The 18,604-nt window shown below is 69.2% G+C and carries 18 protein-coding genes; 14 read left to right on the plus strand and 4 right to left on the minus strand.

The annotated features are described in order from the left end of the window. The first annotated feature begins 3 nt into the window (after nt 1–3). From AC6LKG_RS12275 to AC6LKG_RS12320, 10 genes are all read left to right on the plus strand, one after another. Nucleotides 4–762 carry a peptidylprolyl isomerase gene (locus AC6LKG_RS12275; protein ID WP_498164728.1) on the plus strand — a complete coding sequence of 253 codons (759 nt, stop codon included), beginning with the start codon at nt 4–6 and terminating at the stop codon, nt 760–762. Then, nucleotides 759–1,802, plus strand: coding sequence for a GTP 3',8-cyclase MoaA (gene moaA / locus AC6LKG_RS12280; RefSeq protein ID WP_498164729.1), 1,044 nt, complete (start codon nt 759–761; stop codon nt 1,800–1,802). Before AC6LKG_RS12275 ends, moaA begins: the two co-directional genes overlap by 4 nt. 3 nt (nt 1,803–1,805) lie before the next feature. Beyond that, the gene (locus tag AC6LKG_RS12285; RefSeq protein ID WP_498164731.1) at nt 1,806–2,465 is read left to right on the plus strand and encodes a carbonic anhydrase; all 660 of its coding nucleotides are present in this window, start codon (nt 1,806–1,808) and stop codon (nt 2,463–2,465) included. After that, the gene (gene mobB / locus AC6LKG_RS12290) at nt 2,462–2,959 is read left to right on the plus strand and encodes a molybdopterin-guanine dinucleotide biosynthesis protein B (protein WP_498164732.1); all 498 of its coding nucleotides are present in this window, start codon (nt 2,462–2,464) and stop codon (nt 2,957–2,959) included. The genes AC6LKG_RS12285 and mobB overlap by 4 nt, the downstream gene beginning before the upstream one ends. Nucleotides 2,960–3,011: 52 nt before the next feature. After that, nucleotides 3,012–4,949: a type IV pili methyl-accepting chemotaxis transducer N-terminal domain-containing protein gene (locus tag AC6LKG_RS12295; RefSeq protein ID WP_498164734.1), complete on the plus strand. Its 1,938-nt coding sequence runs from the start codon at nt 3,012–3,014 to the stop codon at nt 4,947–4,949. A gap of 12 nt (nt 4,950–4,961) precedes the next feature. Continuing rightward, nucleotides 4,962–5,633: a response regulator gene (locus tag AC6LKG_RS12300; RefSeq protein ID WP_498164736.1), complete on the plus strand. Its 672-nt coding sequence runs from the start codon at nt 4,962–4,964 to the stop codon at nt 5,631–5,633. Nucleotides 5,634–5,715: 82 nt separating this feature from the next. Beyond that, nucleotides 5,716–6,732 carry a ubiquinone anaerobic biosynthesis protein UbiU gene (ubiU, locus tag AC6LKG_RS12305; RefSeq protein ID WP_498164738.1) on the plus strand — a complete coding sequence of 339 codons (1,017 nt, stop codon included), beginning with the start codon at nt 5,716–5,718 and terminating at the stop codon, nt 6,730–6,732. Beyond that, complete coding sequence (locus AC6LKG_RS12310) at nt 6,729–7,619, plus strand: U32 family peptidase (RefSeq protein ID WP_498164815.1); 891 nt, start codon at nt 6,729–6,731, stop codon at nt 7,617–7,619. Before ubiU ends, AC6LKG_RS12310 begins: the two co-directional genes overlap by 4 nt. Beyond that, a complete protein-coding gene (gene ubiT / locus AC6LKG_RS12315) occupies nt 7,616–8,050 on the plus strand; it encodes a ubiquinone anaerobic biosynthesis accessory factor UbiT (RefSeq protein ID WP_498164740.1) in 435 nt (144 codons plus the stop codon). The genes AC6LKG_RS12310 and ubiT overlap by 4 nt, the downstream gene beginning before the upstream one ends. 324 nt (nt 8,051–8,374) lie before the next feature. Further along, nucleotides 8,375–9,670, plus strand: a complete 1,296-nt coding sequence (locus AC6LKG_RS12320; protein WP_498164741.1) for an O-acetylhomoserine aminocarboxypropyltransferase/cysteine synthase family protein — start codon at nt 8,375–8,377, stop codon at nt 9,668–9,670. A gap of 49 nt (nt 9,671–9,719) precedes the next feature. Here AC6LKG_RS12320 and AC6LKG_RS12325 read toward each other — a convergent pair whose 3' ends face one another. Then, nucleotides 9,720–10,286: a surface-adhesin E family protein gene (locus tag AC6LKG_RS12325; RefSeq protein ID WP_498164742.1), complete on the minus strand. Its 567-nt coding sequence runs from the start codon at nt 10,284–10,286 to the stop codon at nt 9,720–9,722. A gap of 165 nt (nt 10,287–10,451) precedes the next feature. Here AC6LKG_RS12325 and AC6LKG_RS12330 point away from each other — a divergent pair, with 165 nt between their 5' ends. After that, on the plus strand, nt 10,452–11,837 hold the full coding sequence (locus AC6LKG_RS12330; RefSeq protein WP_498164744.1) for a beta propeller repeat protein: 1,386 nt from the start codon (nt 10,452–10,454) through the stop codon (nt 11,835–11,837). A gap of 23 nt (nt 11,838–11,860) precedes the next feature. Here AC6LKG_RS12330 and AC6LKG_RS12335 read toward each other — a convergent pair whose 3' ends face one another. Next, complete coding sequence (locus tag AC6LKG_RS12335; protein WP_498164746.1) at nt 11,861–12,550, minus strand: GntR family transcriptional regulator; 690 nt, start codon at nt 12,548–12,550, stop codon at nt 11,861–11,863. Nucleotides 12,551–12,711: 161 nt separating this feature from the next. Here AC6LKG_RS12335 and araD point away from each other — a divergent pair, with 161 nt between their 5' ends. From araD to AC6LKG_RS12350, 3 genes are all read left to right on the plus strand, one after another. Continuing rightward, nucleotides 12,712–14,442 (plus strand): L-arabinonate dehydratase, encoded by a 1,731-nt coding sequence (araD, locus tag AC6LKG_RS12340; protein ID WP_498164747.1) that lies wholly within the window; start codon nt 12,712–12,714, stop codon nt 14,440–14,442. A 47-nt stretch (nt 14,443–14,489) separates the two neighbouring features. Beyond that, the gene (locus tag AC6LKG_RS12345) at nt 14,490–15,200 is read left to right on the plus strand and encodes a ribonuclease activity regulator RraA (protein WP_049073996.1); all 711 of its coding nucleotides are present in this window, start codon (nt 14,490–14,492) and stop codon (nt 15,198–15,200) included. A 64-nt stretch (nt 15,201–15,264) separates the two neighbouring features. Beyond that, entirely contained in the window at nt 15,265–16,254 is a 990-nt protein-coding gene (locus AC6LKG_RS12350; RefSeq protein WP_498164748.1) for a Bug family tripartite tricarboxylate transporter substrate binding protein, read from the plus strand. A 112-nt stretch (nt 16,255–16,366) separates the two neighbouring features. Here the strand turns inward: AC6LKG_RS12350 and AC6LKG_RS12355 are convergent, their stop codons facing one another. Beyond that, nucleotides 16,367–17,353: a tripartite tricarboxylate transporter substrate binding protein gene (locus AC6LKG_RS12355; protein ID WP_498164750.1), complete on the minus strand. Its 987-nt coding sequence runs from the start codon at nt 17,351–17,353 to the stop codon at nt 16,367–16,369. Nucleotides 17,354–17,435: 82 nt separating this feature from the next. After that, a complete protein-coding gene (locus AC6LKG_RS12360; protein WP_498164751.1) occupies nt 17,436–18,560 on the minus strand; it encodes a muconate/chloromuconate family cycloisomerase in 1,125 nt (374 codons plus the stop codon). Between the last annotated feature and the right edge of the window lie 44 nt (nt 18,561–18,604).

Genomic DNA, 18,604 nt, shown 5'->3' on the forward strand with positions numbered 1-18,604 from the left:
GACATGCCTGTGACCATCAATGGCGTCGAACTGACCGACGCCGACATGGAACAAGAATTGCCGCTGCACGCGGACGCGCCCAACCCGATGCGCGCCGCCACCACCGCGCTGGTGCTGCGCCGGGTGCTGCGGGACGAGGCCGCGCGGCAGGGGTTGGATCTCGCTTCGGAAGACGACGCCATCGGCGTCCTGCTGGAACGCCACGCGCTGGCGCCCGAGGCTGACGAGGCCGCCTGCCGCCGCTACTACCAGGCCAATCCGCAGCGCTTCATCGTGGGCGAGCTGATCGAGGCCGACCACATCCTGTTCCAGGTCACCCCCGGGGTCAACCTGGACATGCTGCGGGCCCACGCCGGCGCGGTGCTGGCCGACCTGCTGGCCGATCCCTCCGGCTTCGCCGAGGTCGCGCGGCGCCAGTCCAACTGCCCGTCGGCGGCGGTAGGCGGCAACCTGGGCCAACTGGGGCGCGGCGACACCGTGCCCGAATTCGAGAAGGCCGTGTTCGCCCTGCCGGCCGGCGGTCTGCTGCCGCAGGTGCTGGAAACCCGCCACGGGTTGCACATCGTGCGCGTGACGCGGCGCATTGAAGGGCGCCTGCTGCCCTTCGAGCAGGTGCGCGAATCGATCGCCTCGGCCCTGGCCGCCGCCAGCCGCGACACCGCCTGGCGCCAATACGCCAAATTATTGGTGGCACGCGCCGATGTGCGCGGCATCGACCTGGGCGCGGCCGAGGACGACCGGGTGTTCGGGAGCCCGTCATGACACCCGCTCCCGCCGTGGCGGCGGCGCCGGCCGCCCGCCAGCGCGCCGTGTCCGCCGCGCCTGGAGGATTGGTCGACGGCTTTGGCCGCCGCATCGATTACCTGCGGGTGTCCGTGACGGACCGCTGCGACCTGCGCTGCGGTTATTGCATGCCCAAGCACTTCAAGGGCTTCGAGGAGCCCGCCAACTGGCTGCGCCATGACGAAATGGCGCGCGTGGTGGGCTTGTTCGCCGGCCTGGGTGTGCGCCGCGTGCGGCTGACGGGCGGCGAGCCGCTGCTGCGCCGGGGAGTGGCCGATCTGGCAGCCGCGATCGCCGCGCTGCCAGCGGTGGATGATCTGTCGCTGTCGACCAATGGGACCCAATTGGCGCGCCATGCCTCGGCCTTACGCGCGGCGGGCGTGGACCGCCTGAATATCAGCCTGGACACGCTGGACGCGGCCTCCTTCGGCCGCATCACCGGCCGCGACTGCCTCGATGCGGTGCTGGCGGGCCTGCGCGCCGCGCGCAACGCCGGTTTCGCGCCGATCAAGCTCAATAGCGTGGTGCATGCCGCCACGCCCGAGGCCGACGTGCGCCGGCTGCTGGACTACGCGCTGGCGCAGGGCTTCATCCTGCGCCTGATCGAACCGATGCCGGTGGGCGATTGCGGCCGCCGCTATGTCCACGCGGACCTTGGCGCCCTGGGTGCGCGGCTGGCGGCCGACGCCGGCCTGATGCCGTCGCTGGCGGGGCAGGGCGCGGGCCCGGCGCGCTACTGGGGCACCGGCAGCGGCGCGCCGGCATTGGGCGTCATCACGCCCATGTCGCGGCACTTCTGCGCCGCCTGCAACCGCGTGCGGCTGGGGGTGGACGGCACCCTGTACCTGTGCCTGGGCCAGGAAGACCAGGTGCCGCTGGGGCGGCTGCTGCGCGACGGCGCCAGCGACGCCGAACTGGAACAGGCGATCCGCGCCGGCATCGCCGCCAAGCCGGAACGCCACGAATTCACCACCCGGCCCGAACGCATCGTGCGTTTCATGTCGCAGACCGGAGGCTGAACCATGCGCGACATCGAACGGCTGGTGGACGGCTTCCAGCGCTTCCAGCATCAATACTACGAAGCGGCGCCGTCGTTGTACCGCAACCTGCGCGACGGCCAGCACCCCAGCACGCTGCTGGTGGGCTGCTGCGATTCGCGGGTCGATCCGGCCATGCTGCTGGGCTGCGACCCGGGCGACATCTTCACCGTGCGCAATGTCGCCAACCTGGTGCCGCCGCCCGACCGCGACCAGGGCCACCACGGCGTACTGGCGGCGATCCAGTTCGCGGTCGAGCAGCTCAAGGTCAGCCGCATCATCGTGCTGGGCCATGCCCAGTGCGGCGGCATCCGCGCGCTGATGGAACGGCCGGCGCGCGCCGATGGAGAACCGGACTACCTGAACCGCTGGATGGATATCGCCGAACCGGCGCGCCAGCAGGTGTTGAGCCAGATGCCGGCCGCGCCGCTGACGGACCACCGGCGCGCCTGCGAACAGGCATCCATCCTGATCTCGCTGCGCAACCTGGAGGCGCTGCCGTGCGTGCGGCGGCGCCTGCAGGCTGGCGACCTGACCCTGCATGGCTGGTACTTCGACCTGGTGGCGGGCGCTTTGCTGGCATACTCGGCGCGGGCGGACGCGTTCCTGCCCATCGTCTGTCCCTTGTTCACGGAGCCCGCATGACCCCCGTTTTCGGCATCGCCGGCCGCTCAGGCAGCGGCAAGACCACCCTGATCGAGGCCATGCTGCCGCTGCTCGGCGCGCGCGGCCTGAAGGTCAGCGTCATCAAGCACAGCCACCACGACTTCGAGATGGAGCCGCCGGGCAAGGACAGCGCGCGCTTTCGCCAGGCCGGGGCGCAGGAGGTGATGGTGGCGTCGCCGTTCCGCTACGCCATCGTGCACGAGCTGCGCGGGGCGTCCGAACCGTCGCTGCAAGAGCAGGTTGCCCGCCTGGCGCCGGCCGACCTGGTGCTGGTGGAGGGCTTCAAGCAGGCCGCCATTCCCCGTATCGAGGTCTACCGCCCGGCACTGGGCAAGCCGCCGCTGCATGCCGAGGACGGCGGTTTCCTGGCCATCGTGACCGACGCGGCGCTGGACACGGATCTGCCTTGCCTGCCGCTGAACGATCCGGCGGCGGTGGCGGATTTCATCGTCCGCGCGCTGGGGCGGGGCTGAGCGAAGAGATTACACTTGAGCCGTCGCGCCCGCCCACCCGCCAGCCTTGCCGATGACCATGCCCGATCCCTCCGCTGACGCCCAGGCGCTGCCGTCGCCGCGCCACCGGCTGTCCACCCGCATCGTCGCCAGTTCGCTGGCGGCGCTGATCGTGGTGCTGGGCATGATCGGCCTGACGCTGTGGCTGTCGTGGCAGTTGGAAGGGGCCGGCGCGGCCATCAACGACACTGGCAGCCTGCGCATGCGCGCCAACCGCGTCGCGGTCGAGCTGATGCGGCCCGAGGCCGGCCGCCAGGCGCGCACCGAGGAACAGGTGCGGCTGATGGACGACACCATCGCCCGCCTGGCGCGCGGCAATCCGGCGCGGCCGCTGTTCATTCCCAACGACCCGCTCATCCGCCAGCACTGGGTGGGCGTGGCCGACTACTGGCGCGACATCATGCGGCCGGCGGCGCTGCGCGCCATCGACCGCGCGGATGCCGCCGAGTATCTGCGGACGCTGCCCGATTTCGTCGCCCGCGCCGACGAGCTGGTGCGCATGATCGAACAGGACAACGCCGGCAAGACCACCTCGCTGCGGCTGTCCCAGGGCGTGCTGGCGGCCATCGCCAGCGCCGGCACCCTGGCCATGATCTACCTGCTGTACCTGTGGATCATTGCGCCGGTGCTGCGCCTGCGCGACGGCCTGCAACGCATGGCGGCGCGCGAATTCAGCACCCGCCTGCCAGTCGAGAGCCAGGACGAATTCGGCGTGCTGGCGCGCGGCTTCAACCGCATGGCCGATGAATTGCAGAGCCTGTACGCGGGGCTGGAACAACGCGTGGGCGAAAAGACCGCCCAGCTCGCGGCGCAGAACCGCGACATCGGCGCGCTGTACGACATGGCGGCATTCCTGAACCAGCCCAGCGATATCGAGGCGATGTGCCAGGGCTTCCTGCGGCGCGTCATGCTGCAATTCGACGCCGAGGGCGGCAGCATCCGCGCGCTCGACCCCGACAACGAAAAGCTCAACCTGGTGGTGTCGGTGGGGTTGTCCGAAGATCTGGTCGAATCCGAGCATTGCATGCGGGTCGACGACTGCTATTGCGGCGTGGCCACCCGCCAGGCCGGCGTCATCGTGATCCAGGACCTGCGCCAGGCGGCCGCGCCGACGGACCTGAACTGCCAGCGCGACGGCTTCGCCAGCGTGGCCGTGTTCCGCATCGTCACGCGCGACGAGGTGCTGGGTTCGTACTCCCTGCATTTTCGCCAGCCGCGCAAGCTGACCGCGTCCGAATCGCAGTTGCTGGAAACCCTGGGCCAACACCTGGGCGTGGCGCTGGACAACCGCCGCCTGGGGGCCCAGGCGCGCCAATTGGCGGTGGTGCAGGAGCGCGGCCTGGTGGCGCAGGGCCTGCACGACAGCCTGGCGCAGGGGCTGAACTTCCTCAACCTGCAATTGCAGTTGCTGGACGCCGCGGTCAAGCGCGGCGACCAGGCCGAGGTCGAGGAAATCCTGCCGCTGCTGCGCACCGGCGTGGATGAAAGCTACAAGGACGTGCGCGAACTGCTGACCAATTTCCGCGACAAGCTGGGCCAGGGCGACCTGAAGACCGCCATCGAGGACACGGTCGAGCGCTTTCGCCGCCAGACCGGCGTGCGCACCGAACTGGCCTTCAGCCAGGGCTTGGGCGCGCCGCTGGCGCCGGAACAGCAATTGCAGGTGCTGTTCATCCTGCAGGAAGCGTTGTCCAACGTGCGCAAGCACTCCGAGGCCGACCGGGTCGACGTGGTGGTGCGCAACGACCGCGATTTCAATCTGCTGATCGCCGACAACGGCCAGGGCTACGATCCGGACGAAGTGGGCCAGCGTGGCGAGGCGCACATCGGCCTGCACATCATGCGCGAACGCGCCGCCCGGATGCATGCCTTGATTACAATGAAGTCCCGGCCCGGCGGCGGCACGCGCATCGCGCTGACCCTGCCCGGGGCCGAGCGCCAGGCCGCCTGACCTTTCAAGACCATGCCTATCCGTATCCTGCTCGTCGACGACCATACCCTGTTCCGCTCGGGCATGCGCCTGCTGCTGCAGCGCCAACCCGATTTCGAGATCGTGGCCGAGGCCGGCGACGGCGTCGAGGGCCTCAAGCGCGCCAAGGAACTCAAGCCCGACGTGGTGCTGCTGGACCTGAACATGCCGGGCCTGTCGGGGCTGGAGACGCTGCAGCTGCTGACGCAGGATTTGCCGTCCTGTGCGGTCATCATCCTGACGGTCTCGGAAGAGGCCGACGAACTCGGCCAGGCGCTGCGCGATGGCGCGCGCGGCTACCTGCTCAAGAACATCGATGCCGAGGCCCTGACCGCCGCGGTGCGGCGCGCCGCCGGCGGCGCGCCCGTGATCGCCGAAAGCATGACGGCCAAGCTGGTGGCCCAGTTCCGCGATCAGGCCAACCTGGCGGCGCAGGCGCCGGCCGGCCAGGCCGAGCGCCATCGCCTGACCGCGCGCGAACGCCAGATCGTGCAGTGCCTGGCGCGCGGCGCCAGCAACAAGGTCATCGCGCGCGAACTCGACGTCAGTGAAAGCACGGTCAAGATCCATGTGCAGAACGTGCTGAAGAAACTCAACCTGACCAGCCGCGTGCAGGTGGCGGTGTATGCCGTCGAACACGGCTTGCACGGCGACGATCCGGTCTGATTGCGCAGGGCGGCCGCGCCGCCGCCGCGGGGTTTGATCTGCGACAAGGCCGCCAGCCGCGCAGGCCCCTAGACTGGCCGGCATGCAGAACCGAACCACTCCCCTGGAACTGGTGGCGCCGGCCGGCAGCCTGGCCGCTCTCAAGGCGGCGGTCGAAGCAGGCGCCGACACCGTCTACCTGGGCCTGAAGAACGCCACCAACGCCCGCAACTTCGCCGGGCTCAATTTCACCGAAAGCGATATCCGCGCCGGCGTCGATCTGGCGCACGCACGGCAGCGCAAGGTGCTGTTCGCCATCAACACCTTCGTGCAGCCCGGCCGCGGCCAGGAATGGCGCGAGGCGGTCGACGCCGCGCATGCGCTGGGCGCGGACGCGGTCATCATGGCCGACGCCGGCCTGCTGGCCTATGCCCGCGACCGCTATCCCGACCTGCGCCTGCACCTGTCGGTGCAAGGCTCGGCCACGCATACGGATGCCATCGAACTGATGAAGGAACAGTTCGGCATCCAGCGGGTGGTGCTGCCGCGCGTGCTGACGCTGGCCGAGATCGCCCGCATCTGCGCCCACGTCAGCGTCGAGGTCGAGGTGTTCGGCTTCGGCAGCCTGTGCGTCATGGCCGAAGGGCGCTGCCTGCTGTCGTCGTACGCCACGGGCGACTCGCCCAACAACAAGGGCGTCTGTTCGCCCGCCAGCGCGGTGCGCTGGGTCGAGCAGGACGGCCGCCTGGATGCGCGCCTGAACGGCATTCTGATCGACCGCTACGGCCCGGGCGAGGCCGCGGCCTATCCGACGCTGTGCAAGGGCCGCTTCGAGGTCGAGGGCCACGCCGACCATGCGCTGGAGGAACCCACCAGCCTGAACGCCATCGGCCTGTTGCCCAAACTGGCCGAGATGGGCGTGGCCGCCATCAAGATCGAAGGGCGCCAGCGCAGCCCGGCCTACGTCACGCAGGTGGTGTCGACGCTGCGCGCCGCGCTCGACAGCGCCCACGGCAATCCCAACCGTTATTCCCCCCGTCCCGAATGGAACGCCATGCTGGCGCGCCATGCCGAGGGCTCCCAAGTCACGCAAGGCGCATTCGAACGTCCATGGAAATGAATCCCAAGGCTTTCCGCATCTCGGTCGGACCGCTGCTGTACTACTGGCCGCGCCAGCGCACGCTGGCGTTCTACGCGGAACTGGCCGAGAGCCCGGCCGACATCCTGTACATAGGCGAAACCGTCTGTAGCCGGCGCCACGAACTGCGCGCCGACGACTGGCTCGACCTGGCACGCGACCTCGCTGCCGCCGGCAAGGAAGTGGTGCTGTCCGGCCGCACCCTGATCGAGACCGGCGCCGAGGCCTCGGCCCTGCGGCGCCTGTGCGAGCAGCAGGAATTCATGGTCGAGGCCGGCGAGGCTGGCGCCATGCGCCACCTGGGCGGCCGGCCGTTCGTGGCCGGCCCGCACATGAACGCTTACCACGGCGGCACGCTCGAATGGCTGGCCGCGCGCGGCGCGACCCGTTTCGTGGCGCCGCTGGAAATGCACGTCAACGCGCTGGCGCGGCTGCTGGCCGAGCGCCCGGCCGGGCTGGAAACCGAGATCATGGTGTGGGGGCGCATGGCCCTGGCGTTCTCGGCGCGCTGCTTCACGGCGCGCCACTTCCGCCTGAAGAAGGACGAATGCGGCTTCCGCTGCATCGAGCACCCCGACGGCCTGGACATGCGTACCCGCGAATCGCGCGAATTCCTGGCCATCAACGGCATCCAGGTGCAGTCGGCCGCCTGTCTCGACCTGCTGGATCAGACGGCCTATCTGGCCGACATGGGCGCCGACGTGTTGCGCGTCAGCCCCCAGTCCGGCGGCACGCTGGCGGCGATTGCCGCGCTCGATGCCGTGCGCGGTGGCCGCGCGCACGAAGGGGTGAGCCCGCCGGCCGGCATCGGCCGCTGCAATGGCTATTTCCATGGCCAGTCCGGCATTGCCTGGCAGGAGGGACTATGAGCGCCAGCCGATTCGCCGTGCCCGGGATGGTCGCGCGCCTGGGCCGCCGCCTGCCCGCGCCGCTGGTGTCGTTGCACTTCGTCGCCGGCCTGGAGCTGGCGCGGCGCTTGAACTGGCTCAGCCCGCCGGCGGAACTGGAGGGGCGCAGCTTCGCCATCACTGTCGAGGACCTGGGCCTTTGCAGCCGCTTCGCGGTGCGCGGCGGCGTGTTTCGGCCGCTGTGGCACCGCGAGGCTTGCGAGCTGGAGCTGGGCGCGGGCGTGGCGGAACTGCTGGCCCTGATGCGCGGCGAGACCGACGCCGACACCTTGTTCTTCCAGCGTCGGCTGCGCATTTCCGGCGATACCGAACTGGGCCTGATCGTCAAGAACTGGCTGGACGCGGCGCCGCGTCCAGCCTGGCTGCAACGGCTGGGCGCCCGCATCCAATAGGCGCGGCGGCGGCAGCGTGCGCGCGGCTGCGCGGATGTCAGGCGGCGGCCGGTCCTTTGCGGCGCCGCGCGTCTATCGCCATATGGTTATGAGAACTTGGCCTTATCCAAATTGGCGTCGTAAATCTAGAATCCGTTACTGCCAGGCGGAGCACCGGAGCTGTCCACGGCCTTGAGCGGCGGTTTACGCGCGCAGGGTCTGCAGGTAGTATCGCCCGTCGGTGCCTATAACAATCAAGGGGGACGTCGACCGCATCCTGCGCGCCACGCGCGGGCTGGCCGCCTGATCCCGCCATCGATAACGCATTTCGAGGAGCGCTCCATCATGACCGAAGCGAAGAAGCCGCAATGGCGGCTGGAAACCATTGCCGTGCACGGCGGCTACAAGCCCGATCCGACCACGCGCGCCGTGGCCGTGCCGATCTACCAGACCGTGGCCTATGCCTTTGACGACACCCAGCACGGCGCCGACCTGTTCGACCTGAAGGTGGCGGGCAACATCTACACCCGCATCATGAACCCGACCACCGACGTGCTGGAGCAGCGCGTGGCGGCCCTGGAAGGCGGCATCGCCGCGCTGGCGCTGGCCTCGGGCCAGGCCGCGGTGACCTACGCCATCCTGACCATCGCCGAGGCGGGCGACAACATCGTCTCGTCCAGCACGCTGTACGGCGGCACCTACAACCTGTTCGCCCACACGCTGCCGCAGTACGGCATCACCACGCGCTTCGCCAACCCCGGCGACCTGGCGGCCTTCGAGGCGCAGATCGACGAGCGCACCAAGGCCATCTTCGCCGAATCGGTCGGCAACCCGCTGGGCAACATCACCGACATCGCCGCGCTGGCCGAACTGGCACACCGCCATGGCCTGCCGCTGATCGTCGACAACACCGTGCCGTCGCCGTACCTACTGCGTCCGATCGAGCACGGCGCCGACATCGTGGTGCAGTCGCTGACCAAGTACCTGGGCGGCCACGGCACCAGCCTGGGCGGCGCCATCATCGACTCGGGCAAGTTCCCCTGGGCCGAGCACAAGGCCCGCTTCAAACGCCTGAATGAACCCGACGTCAGCTACCACGGCGTGGTCTACACCGAAGCCTTCGGCCCGGCCGCCTACATCGGCCGCGCCCGCGTGGTGCCGCTGCGCAACACCGGCGCGGCGATCTCGCCGTTCAATTCGTTCCAGATCCTGCAGGGCATCGAGACGCTGGCGCTGCGCGTGGACCGCATCGTCGAAAACGCGGTCAAGGTGGCCAATTACCTGCGCGAGCATCCCAAGGTCGACTGGGTCAACTACGCCGGCCTGCCGGACCATCCCGACCACGAGCTGGTGCGCAAGTATCTGGGCGGCAAGGCGCCCGGCCTGTTCACCTTCGGCGTCAAGGGCGGCCGCGAGGCCGGCGCGCGCTTCCAGGACGCGCTGCAACTGTTCACCCGCCTGGTCAATATCGGCGATGCCAAGTCGCTGGCCACCCATCCCGCGTCCACCACCCATCGCCAGCTCAATCCCGAAGAGCTGCAAAAGGCCGGCGTGCGCGAGGAAACCGTGCGGCTGTCGATCGGTATCGAACATATCGACGATCTGCTGGCGGACCTGGATCAGGCTCTGGCCCAGGTGTAACCGGCGCGCCAGCCGCGCGTGGACGGGCCCGGCGAAGGGCCGATGCGCCTTAGCGCCGGGCGCGGCTGCCGTCGGCCGGGCAGATCACCGTGCGCAGCGAACGCTGCACCGGGTCGCGCACCACAGGCGCGTTGTTCATGCCGGCCACGGGCAGCGATTCCACCAGGCTGCCGGTGGCGTTGGGACCGGTGTAGTGCTGGGTCTCGGTGACCGTATAGGTATTGGCACTGCAGTTCATGATCACGGCCTGCGTCACCGAGCCGTAGGGTTGGCCGTTGGTCTCGGAAACCCGTGGCTGGGCGTAGAACCAGGCCACCGTGGCCAGCATCACCACGGGGCGTTCGGACAGTTGCGTGATCGAGGCGCCGTCGTAGAACACGCCCGGCATGGTCTGCGGGGCCAGCGGCTGCCAGTCCGACCCGTTGCCGGACCTGGCTTCGGCGCTGTCGGCCTGGCGCGCCGCGACCTCGCTGGCGCACCCGTCGTCCTGCGCCGGTTTGCCCTGGCGCACGGCCGCGGCCGCGCAGGCCCCGGCCGGCGTGGCGGCCGGCTGGCTCCAGGCCGAGCCCGCCAGCATGGCCAGGATCAGTGTGGGTAGCGCTTGCCTTGCAATCATGAGGGTGTTTCCAGAGCGGCATTGGGGTAAGTCCCCAGTATAGAGAAAGATCGGGGCGCCGCCGGATCCCGCTGGCGGGTCCGCCACAAGGGTATAGTCTCGTCCGTCGGATGCCGCCACGATGCAGGGCGGCGGCGGCCGGTTCCGGGGGGAGAGGCGCTAGGAATGAATATCAGGGGGTACGCCGGCATGGCCGCGATTGCCGTGACCGGCCTGTTGGCCTATGGCCTGTACCAGTTGGTGCCGGAAGGCGAGCCGCTGGTGCGCAGCGAGGTGATCGGCCAGCTCGACGGGCCGCCGCTGGCGGGCTATTCACGCACGCGCCTGTACCGCTTTGGCGACCATCAATACCTGACCGGCCAATTGATCGCGGGCGGACGCGACCAGGGCGGGCTGGACGGCGCGCCGGTGCTGGACGCGCTGGTGGCGGCGGCGGGGCCGGACGATGACGGGCCCGGGCCGGCTCTGCCGGCGGACACGGCCGCGGCCGGCGGGGCGGTTTCGGCGCGAACGCTGCTGAGCGCCGCGGCGGCGTCGCGCGACGTCCGCAACCTGGTCTACGGCGGCCGCGACAATGGGCGCTACGCATTGTTGGGCTCCGTCGGTGGCGATACCGGGGTGACGCTGCTCGGCACGCCGGGCCAGACCCTGTACCTGGTCGCCAGCGGCTTGCGCCATGCGCGCCGCAACGGCCTGCCAGTCGCCGACGGGGTGTGGCGCTCGGATGACCAGGGGGGCAGTTGGCGCTACGCGCCCGAGGTGGACCTGGGCGCGTCGCAGCGTCACACCATGTTCCTGGGCGAGACGCGCGCCGTGGCGCTGCAAGAGGGGGCGGCGGACGCGCGCCTGCTGGTGAGCGAAGACGGCGCCCGGCATTGGTCGGCGCTGCGGCTGGACGAACAGGTCTGGCCCGATGCCGGTAGTTACGACAAGGCCTTCGCCGGCCAGGCGGACCCCGGGCGCGCCGAGGGCGGGGACGAGCGAACGGCCTATGGCTGGTCGCTGTATCCGGCGGCGGCCGACCGGGTGGTGGGCTGGAGCTGGCGCAACGGGGCTGGGGCCGACGGCGCCGTGCGCCGTATCGAGACGCGGCGGTTCGAAGTGCGGTTCCAGGCGGGGGCGCCGCCGGCGTTCCGCGTCACTCATGGCGTGGCGGCGGCGCCGGCGCAGGACCCAATGTCGCGGCCAGTGCCGGGCCAGCCCGTGTATGCGACGCAAGGCAATCGCATTTTTCGCCTGGACCCGGACCCGGGTAGCTGGCTCCCACTGGCCTCCACCCCCCAGGTGCGGGGCCAGCCGTCGTGGATCGGCCAGGCCTGGTTCGGCCGCCACGGCTGGGTGGTGCAGACCTACGCCGATCGCCTGTTCGCGTTTGGCGATTACACCCGGACCTACTTCCACACGCACGATCAGGGCCGCACCTGGCGGCCATTCCAGTTGTCGCCGGATCAAGAGCGCGGCCTGCTGGGATTGGACGCAGCGGGCGAGGGCGTGCTGGTGCACGCCGTTCGCGATGGCAGGACGGTGATCCTGCGCTACGCGCTGGACTGAGGCGGGCCTGGGACCGCGCCCGCTCAATCGGCCAGCACGTAATCCGGATAGCGCTTGCAGATCTCGGCCACCTGGCTGAGCGTGCCCGACAGGTGCTCGCGCAGCGCCTGTTGCGCGCGCGGCGCGTCGCCGGCGGCGATGGCGTCCAGCACGCGCTGGTGGTCGTCCATGATGCGCTCGGCCTTGCCGGCTTCCGGCAGGTGCAGGCGGCGCAAGCGGTCGACGTGGCCGCTGTAGCGCTGCTCCATGTCCCACAGTGCGGTGACGCCCGCGGCCACGTGCATGTCGCGGTGGAAGGCCTGGTCGGCCGCCATGAATTCCTGGTACTGGCCGGCGGCGTGGCAGACGCGCTGGCGCTCGATGCTGGCCTGCAGCCGCTGCACCAGCAGGGGATCGGGTTGCTGCGCCAGCAGGTGCACGATTTCCAGCTCTATCGAGCGCCGCAGGAAATGCGCCTGGCGCGCCGCGGCGATGTCGATGCGGCTGACCACGGTGGTGTGCTGCGGATAGATCTCGACCAGCGCTTCCTCGGCCAGTTTCATGAGGGCGTCGCGGATCGGCGTCTGGCTCAGGCCGTAGGCCTCGGCCAGCGTCACGCGCGACAACGGCGCGCCCGGCGCCAGCTCCAGTGAAATGATCTGTTCGCGCAGATGTTCGAAGACCTGCGGCGCGGCGTGCCGCGAGCGGTCCAGTCTGAGCTTGTGGCTAGGCATCGGGCGAAATTCGGTAAAGGTCGATCATGGACGGGGCGGTGATGGAACCGGAGTGTAGCGGGTTTTCACCTAGCTGACGCACTAATGTATTAGTGTTTAAATGGCCTCGTCAATGATTTCGTCTCTTTCATTTCCCCGTACCCCAGGACCCGCACCCGCCTATGAAACGCACTTACGAAAGCCTGCGCAGCGCCGCCTGGATGGCCAAGGACGACCTGCGCTCGTTCGGCCATCGTTCCCGCATGATGCAGATGGGTTATGGCCCCGACGACTGGGCCGGCCGCCCGATCATCGCCATCATCAACACCTGGTCCGACCTGAACCCCTGCCACAGCCACTTCAAGCAGCGCGTCGAAGACGTCAAGCGCGGCGTGTTCCAGGCCGGCGGCTTTCCGGTGGAACTGCCGGCCATCTCGGTGTCCGAATCGTTCGTCAAGCCCACCACCATGCTGTACCGGAACATGCTGGCGATGGAGGCCGAGGAACTGCTGCGCAGCCACCCGGTGGACGGCGCGGTGCTGCTGGGCGGCTGCGACAAGACCACGCCGGGCCTGCTGATGGGCGCCATCAGCGCCGGGCTGCCCTGTGTCTACGTGCCCGCCGGCCCGATGCTGCGCGGCAACTGGAAGGGCAAGATCCTCGGTTCCGGATCGGATGCCTGGAAGTTGTGGGACGAGCGCCGCGCCGGCAAGATTACGCAGGAGCAATGGACCGAGGTCGAAGGCGGCATCGCCCGCAGCTACGGCACCTGCATGACCATGGGCACGGCCAGCACCATGACCGCCATCGCCGAGGCCATCGGCATGACGTTGCCGGGCGCCTCGTCGATCCCGGCGGCCGACGTCAACCACATGCGCATGTCGGCCGAATGCGGCCGCCGCGTGGTCGAGATGGTCTGGGACGACCTGACTCCGCAGCGCATCCTGAGCCCGGCCTCGTTCAAGAACGCCATCAACGTGGCCATGGCCATGGGCTGCTCCACCAACGCCATCATCCACCTGGTGGCCATGTCGCGCCGCGCCGGCCACCCGGTGGGCCTGGACGACTTCGACGCCGCCAGCCGCAAGGTGCCGGTCATCGCCAACATCCGGCCCAGCGGCGACAAATACCTGATGGAAGACTTCTTCTATGCCGGCGGCCTGCCGGCGCTGATGTCGCGCCTGGAAGGCCACCTGGACCTGTCGGCCATGACCGTCACCGGCAAGACGCTGGGCGAGAACATCGCCGGCGCCGAGGTCTACAACGACGACGTCATCCGCAAGCTCGACACCGCCATCTACGACGAGGGCGCGCTGGCGGTCCTGCGCGGCAACATCGCGCCGGACGGCTGCGTCATCAAGCCCAGCGCCTGCGCCCCGCAATACCTGCAACACACCGGCCCGGCGCTGGTGTTCGATGACTATCCCAGCATGAAGGCCGCGGTCGACGACGAGAACCTGGACGTCACCGCCGACCACATCATGATCCTGCGCAACGCCGGCCCGCAGGGCGGCCCCGGCATGCCGGAATGGGGCATGCTGCCGATCCCCACCAAGCTGGTCAAGCAGGGCGTGCGCGACATGCTGCGCCTGTCCGACGCCCGCATGAGCGGCACCAGCTACGGCGCCTGCATCCTGCATGCCGCGCCCGAAGCCTACATCGGCGGCCCGCTGGCGCTGGTCAAGACCGGCGACCTGATCACCGTCGACGTGCCGGCCCGCAGCATCCACCTGAACGTCAGCGACGAGGAACTGGCCGCGCGCCGCGCCGCCTGGACGCCGCCGCCCAGGCGCTACGAGCGCGGCTACGGCTGGATGTACTCGCAGCACATCCTGCAGGCTGACCAGGGCTGTGATTTCGACTTCCTCGAAACCAGTTTTGGCGCGCCCGTGCCGGAACCGGAAATCTTCTGAACCCGCCATCCCCTGAATCGCTTTCCCTGGAGTTTTCCGTGTCAGACATGAATCCCGCCACCCGCGCCAAGCTGGCCGGCATCAGCACCGCCACGCTGTGCACCGCCTTGTTCAAGCGCGGCCTGCGCAACCAGTTCATCCAGGACGTGCGGCCGCTGAACGCGACGCTGCCCAACATGGTCGGCCCGGCCTTCACGCTGCGCTACATCCCGGCGCGCGAGGACCTGAACACCATCAAGGTGTTCGAGGACCGCGCCCATCCGCAGCGCGCCGCGGTCGAGACCTGCCCGCCCGGCGCGGTGCTGGTGATGGACAGCCGCAAGGACCCGCGCGCCGCCTCGGCCGGCTCGATCCTGGTGACCCGCCTGATGAAGCGCGGCGTGGCCGGCGTGGTCACCGACGGCGGTTTCCGCGACTCGCCCGAGATCGCCGAACTCGGCTATCCCGCGTACCACAACCGTCCGTCCGCGCCGACCAACCTGACGCTGCACCAGGCGCTGGACATCAACGCGCCCATCGGCTGCGGCGACGTGGCCGTGTTTCCCGGCGACATCGTGGTGGGCGACCGCGAGGGCGTGGTGGTGATCCCCGCGCACCTGGCCGACGAGATCGCGGACGAAGCGGTGGAGATGACCGCGTTCGAGGACTTCGTCACCAGCCAGGTGCAGGCCGGCGCGTCGATCCTGGGCCTGTACCCGCCGACCGACCCGGCCACCAAGGACAAATTCGCCGCCTGGCGCAAAGAACAGGGCCGTTGAGCCTTGGCGCCGGCCAGCCGGCCGGCGACCCATGCCTATAAAACACAGAGGGCAGGAGACAAGCATGAATCAATATCGTCGCCGCGCGCTGGCCGCGCTGCTGGCAGGACCGATGCTGGGCGCCTGGGCGCTGCCGGCCACGGCCGCCGACTGGCCGGCGCAGAAGCCGATTTCCTATGTGGTGCCGTTCACTGTGGGCGGTTCCACCGACGTGGTCGGCCGCATGCTGGCGCAGAAGCTGGGCGAGCGGCTGCACCAGAACGTCATCGTCGAGAACAAGCCCGGCGCGGCCGGCGGCATTGGCGCCACCTACGTGGCCAAGGCCGCGCCCGACGGCTATACGCTGTTCGGCGGCACCATCAGCACCCACGCCATCAACGCCAGCCTCTACAAGAACCTGAAGTACGACCCGGTCAAGGATTTCGAGCCGGTCTCGCTGATCGCCTACTTGCCCAACGTGCTGCTGGTCGATCCGAACCTGGGCGTGAATTCCGTGGCCGACCTGATCGCGCTGCTCAAGAAGGACCCGGCCAAGCGCACCTTCGCCTCGTCCGGCGCCGGCACTTCCACCCACCTGGCCGGTGAATTGTTTTCCAGCATGATAGGCGTGCCGCTGACGCACGTCCCCTACAAGGGCACGCCGCCCGCCATGGTGGACGTGTCCTCGGGCGCGGTGACGTTCATGTTCGACCAGATGACCGCCGCCTTGCCGCTGTTGCAGACCGGCAAGCTCAAGCTGCTGGCCGTCACCACCAAGGACCGCATCGCGCTGGCGCCCGACGTGCCCACCATGCAGGAAGCCGGCGTGCCTGGTTTCCAGATGGCGTCGTGGCAGGCGGTGTATGCGCCCAAGGGCACGCCCAAGCCCATCCTGGACAAACTCGCCGCCGAGATCGCCGTGATCCTCAAGGAGCCCGACGTGCGGGAAAAGCTCGGCAAGACCATGGGCATGGAACTGGTCGGCAGCACCCCCGAAGAGCTGCGCGCCCTGATGGCCACCGAGATCCCGCGCTGGGCGGAAGTGGTGAAGAAGTCGGGAGCGACGGTGGAGTAATGGCTGCCAGGCAGGCGCATGCCTGCATCGGCAGGCGTGCAAAAGCCTGGTTTCCGCCCCGGCGCGATGCCGGGGCACTCTTGCCTTGGGGAGGCCCGCTTCCGAGGCGGACTCAATTGATCTTGATGTTGCGTTCCTTCACCAGCACCTTCCACTTCGCGCTTTCCTTGGCGAGGTAGTCGCGCAGTTCGTCGGGCGTGCCGCCGATGGATTCGGCGCCGATCGAGTCCAGCGTCGCCTTGACCTTGGGTTCGTTCAACGCCTGGCGCATGGCGGTGTTGAGCTTGGCCACCACTTCGGGCGGGGTGCCGGCCGGCGCGAAGGCGGCGAACCAGGGCATCAGTTCGTAGCCGGGCAGGCCGCTCTCGGCCACCGTGGGCACGTTGGGCAGGGCGGCCGAGCGCTTGGCCGTGGTCACCGCCAGCGCGCGCAGCTTGCCGGCTTCGATATGCGGCTTGGCCGAGGTGATGCTGTCGAACATATAGTCCACCTGCCCGCCCAGCAGGTCGGCGATGGCCGGGCCGCTGCCCTTGTACGGCACGTGCAGCATGTCGATCTTGGCCATCGACACGAACAATTCGCCCGCCAGGTGGATCGAGGTCCCCACGCCGGCCGAGGCATAGGTGTAGTGGTTGGGCTGCGCCCGGGCCTTCTCGATGACCTCGTTGACGCTCTTGACGTCGTTGCGCGCCGGATTGGTGACCAGCACGTTCGGCACCACCGCCAGCAGCGAGATCGGGGCGAAATCCTTGATCGGATCGTAGTTCAGGTCGGCGTACAGCGCCGGGTTGACGGCCATGCCGTTGGCCACGATCAGGATCGTATAGCCGTCGGGCTTGGCGCGGGCCACGCTGGCCGCGCCGATATTGCCGCCCGCGCCGGCGCGGTTCTCGATGATGAACGAGGTGTTGAGCTGCTTGCCCATGGATTCGCCGAGGGTACGGGCGATGCTGTCCATGGCGCCGCCCGGCGGGAACGGCACGATCCATTTGACCGGGCGGTCGGGGTAGGCGTCGGCCTGTGCGGCGCCGGCGGCGCCGAGCAGGGCCAGGCCCATGCAGGCCCGGGCGAGGTGTTTGAAGGCGTAGCGCAAAGCCATATCGTGTCTCCGTGTGCTTGAATTATTCTGTCCGCGCGCCAATGCGGGGCCGGCGCGCGGGAACAACCGTGGGGCGGGGGCTTCAGCGGTCCCTGCGGTAGAAAGCCAGTTTGTCTTCGTCCAGTTCCAGCCCCAGGCCGGGACCGGTGGGAATCTCCATTTCGAAATCGCTGTAGCGCGGCGGGTTGGCGACGATGTCGTCCTTGAGCAGCAGCGGGCCGAACAGCTCGGTGCCCCATGACAGCCGCGGCAGGCAGGCGAAACCGTGGGCCGAGGCGATAGAGCCAACCGAGCCTTCCAGCATGGTGCCGCCGTACAGCGACAGGCCGGCGGCGTCGCCCACCGCCGCCGTCCGCAGCATTTCGTGGATGCCGCCGGACTTGGCGATCTTCAGGGCCAGCACGTCGGCCGCGCCCTGGCGCGCGATGGCGAGCGCGTCCTCGGGGCCGTTGACGGCCTCGTCGGCCATGATCGGCACCACGAAGCGCGCCGCCAGCCGGGCCATGCCGGCCAGGTTGGCGCGCGGAATGGGTTGTTCGATCAGGTCGACGCCGGCCGCTTCCAGCCGCGCGATGGCGCCGGCCGCATCGGCCTCGTTCCAGGCCTGGTTCACGTCCACCGTGACGCGGGCGCGGTCGCCCAGCGCCTGCTTGATGCGCGACACGTGGGCTACGTCGTCGGCCACGGCACGGCGTCCGACCTTGAGCTTGAAGGTGTTGTGGCGGCGGCTGGCGAGCAGCGACTCGGCTTCTTCGATGTCGCGCGCGGTATCGCCGCTGGCCAGGGTCCACAGCACCGGCAGGCGGTCGCGCACGGCGCCGCCCAGCAGCGTCGAGAGCGACACGCCCAGGCGCTTGCCCTGGGCATCGAGCAGGGCGCTTTCGAGCGCCGACTTGGCGAAGCGGTTGCCGCGCGCCACGTTCTCCAGGCGCCGCATGGCGGCGTGGATATTGCTGGCGTCCAGGCCGGCCAGGGCCGGCGCCAGGTAAGTATCGATCGCCAGCTTGATGCCTTCCGGGCTTTCCTCGCCGTACGACAGGCCGCCGATGGTGGTGGCCTCGCCGATCCCTTCGATGCCGTCGCTGCAGCGCAGGCGCACGATCACCAGCGTCTGGCGCTGCATCACCGCCATGGCCAACTGGTGGGCGCGGATGGTCGGCAGATCCACCAGGATCGCTTCGACCGCGTTAATTGTTACCGGATTCATACTTTCCAAAGCAGGTTGATCAGATGAGGCGCAGTATCGCTTGC

This window comes from Achromobacter sp. 46006 (assembly GCF_059761975.1).

Coding starts and splice junctions, on each gene's coding strand:
- AC6LKG_RS12350 (WP_498164748.1), top strand. CDS start 15,265: ATGAATCAATATCGTCGCCGCGCGCTGGCCGCGCTGCTGGCAGGACCG.
- ubiT (WP_498164740.1), top strand. CDS start 7,616: ATGAGCGCCAGCCGATTCGCCGTGCCCGGGATGGTCGCGCGCCTGGGC.
- AC6LKG_RS12275 (WP_498164728.1), top strand. CDS start 4: ATGCCTGTGACCATCAATGGCGTCGAACTGACCGACGCCGACATGGAA.
- mobB (WP_498164732.1), top strand. CDS start 2,462: ATGACCCCCGTTTTCGGCATCGCCGGCCGCTCAGGCAGCGGCAAGACC.
- AC6LKG_RS12295 (WP_498164734.1), top strand. CDS start 3,012: ATGACCATGCCCGATCCCTCCGCTGACGCCCAGGCGCTGCCGTCGCCG.
- AC6LKG_RS12360 (WP_498164751.1), bottom strand. CDS start 18,560: ATGAATCCGGTAACAATTAACGCGGTCGAAGCGATCCTGGTGGATCTG.
- AC6LKG_RS12330 (WP_498164744.1), top strand. CDS start 10,452: ATGAATATCAGGGGGTACGCCGGCATGGCCGCGATTGCCGTGACCGGC.
- AC6LKG_RS12310 (WP_498164815.1), top strand. CDS start 6,729: ATGAATCCCAAGGCTTTCCGCATCTCGGTCGGACCGCTGCTGTACTAC.
- AC6LKG_RS12355 (WP_498164750.1), bottom strand. CDS start 17,353: ATGGCTTTGCGCTACGCCTTCAAACACCTCGCCCGGGCCTGCATGGGC.
- AC6LKG_RS12345 (WP_049073996.1), top strand. CDS start 14,490: ATGAATCCCGCCACCCGCGCCAAGCTGGCCGGCATCAGCACCGCCACG.
- araD (WP_498164747.1), top strand. CDS start 12,712: ATGAAACGCACTTACGAAAGCCTGCGCAGCGCCGCCTGGATGGCCAAG.
- AC6LKG_RS12285 (WP_498164731.1), top strand. CDS start 1,806: ATGCGCGACATCGAACGGCTGGTGGACGGCTTCCAGCGCTTCCAGCAT.
- AC6LKG_RS12300 (WP_498164736.1), top strand. CDS start 4,962: ATGCCTATCCGTATCCTGCTCGTCGACGACCATACCCTGTTCCGCTCG.
- AC6LKG_RS12320 (WP_498164741.1), top strand. CDS start 8,375: ATGACCGAAGCGAAGAAGCCGCAATGGCGGCTGGAAACCATTGCCGTG.
- AC6LKG_RS12325 (WP_498164742.1), bottom strand. CDS start 10,286: ATGATTGCAAGGCAAGCGCTACCCACACTGATCCTGGCCATGCTGGCG.
- moaA (WP_498164729.1), top strand. CDS start 759: ATGACACCCGCTCCCGCCGTGGCGGCGGCGCCGGCCGCCCGCCAGCGC.
- ubiU (WP_498164738.1), top strand. CDS start 5,716: ATGCAGAACCGAACCACTCCCCTGGAACTGGTGGCGCCGGCCGGCAGC.
- AC6LKG_RS12335 (WP_498164746.1), bottom strand. CDS start 12,550: ATGCCTAGCCACAAGCTCAGACTGGACCGCTCGCGGCACGCCGCGCCG.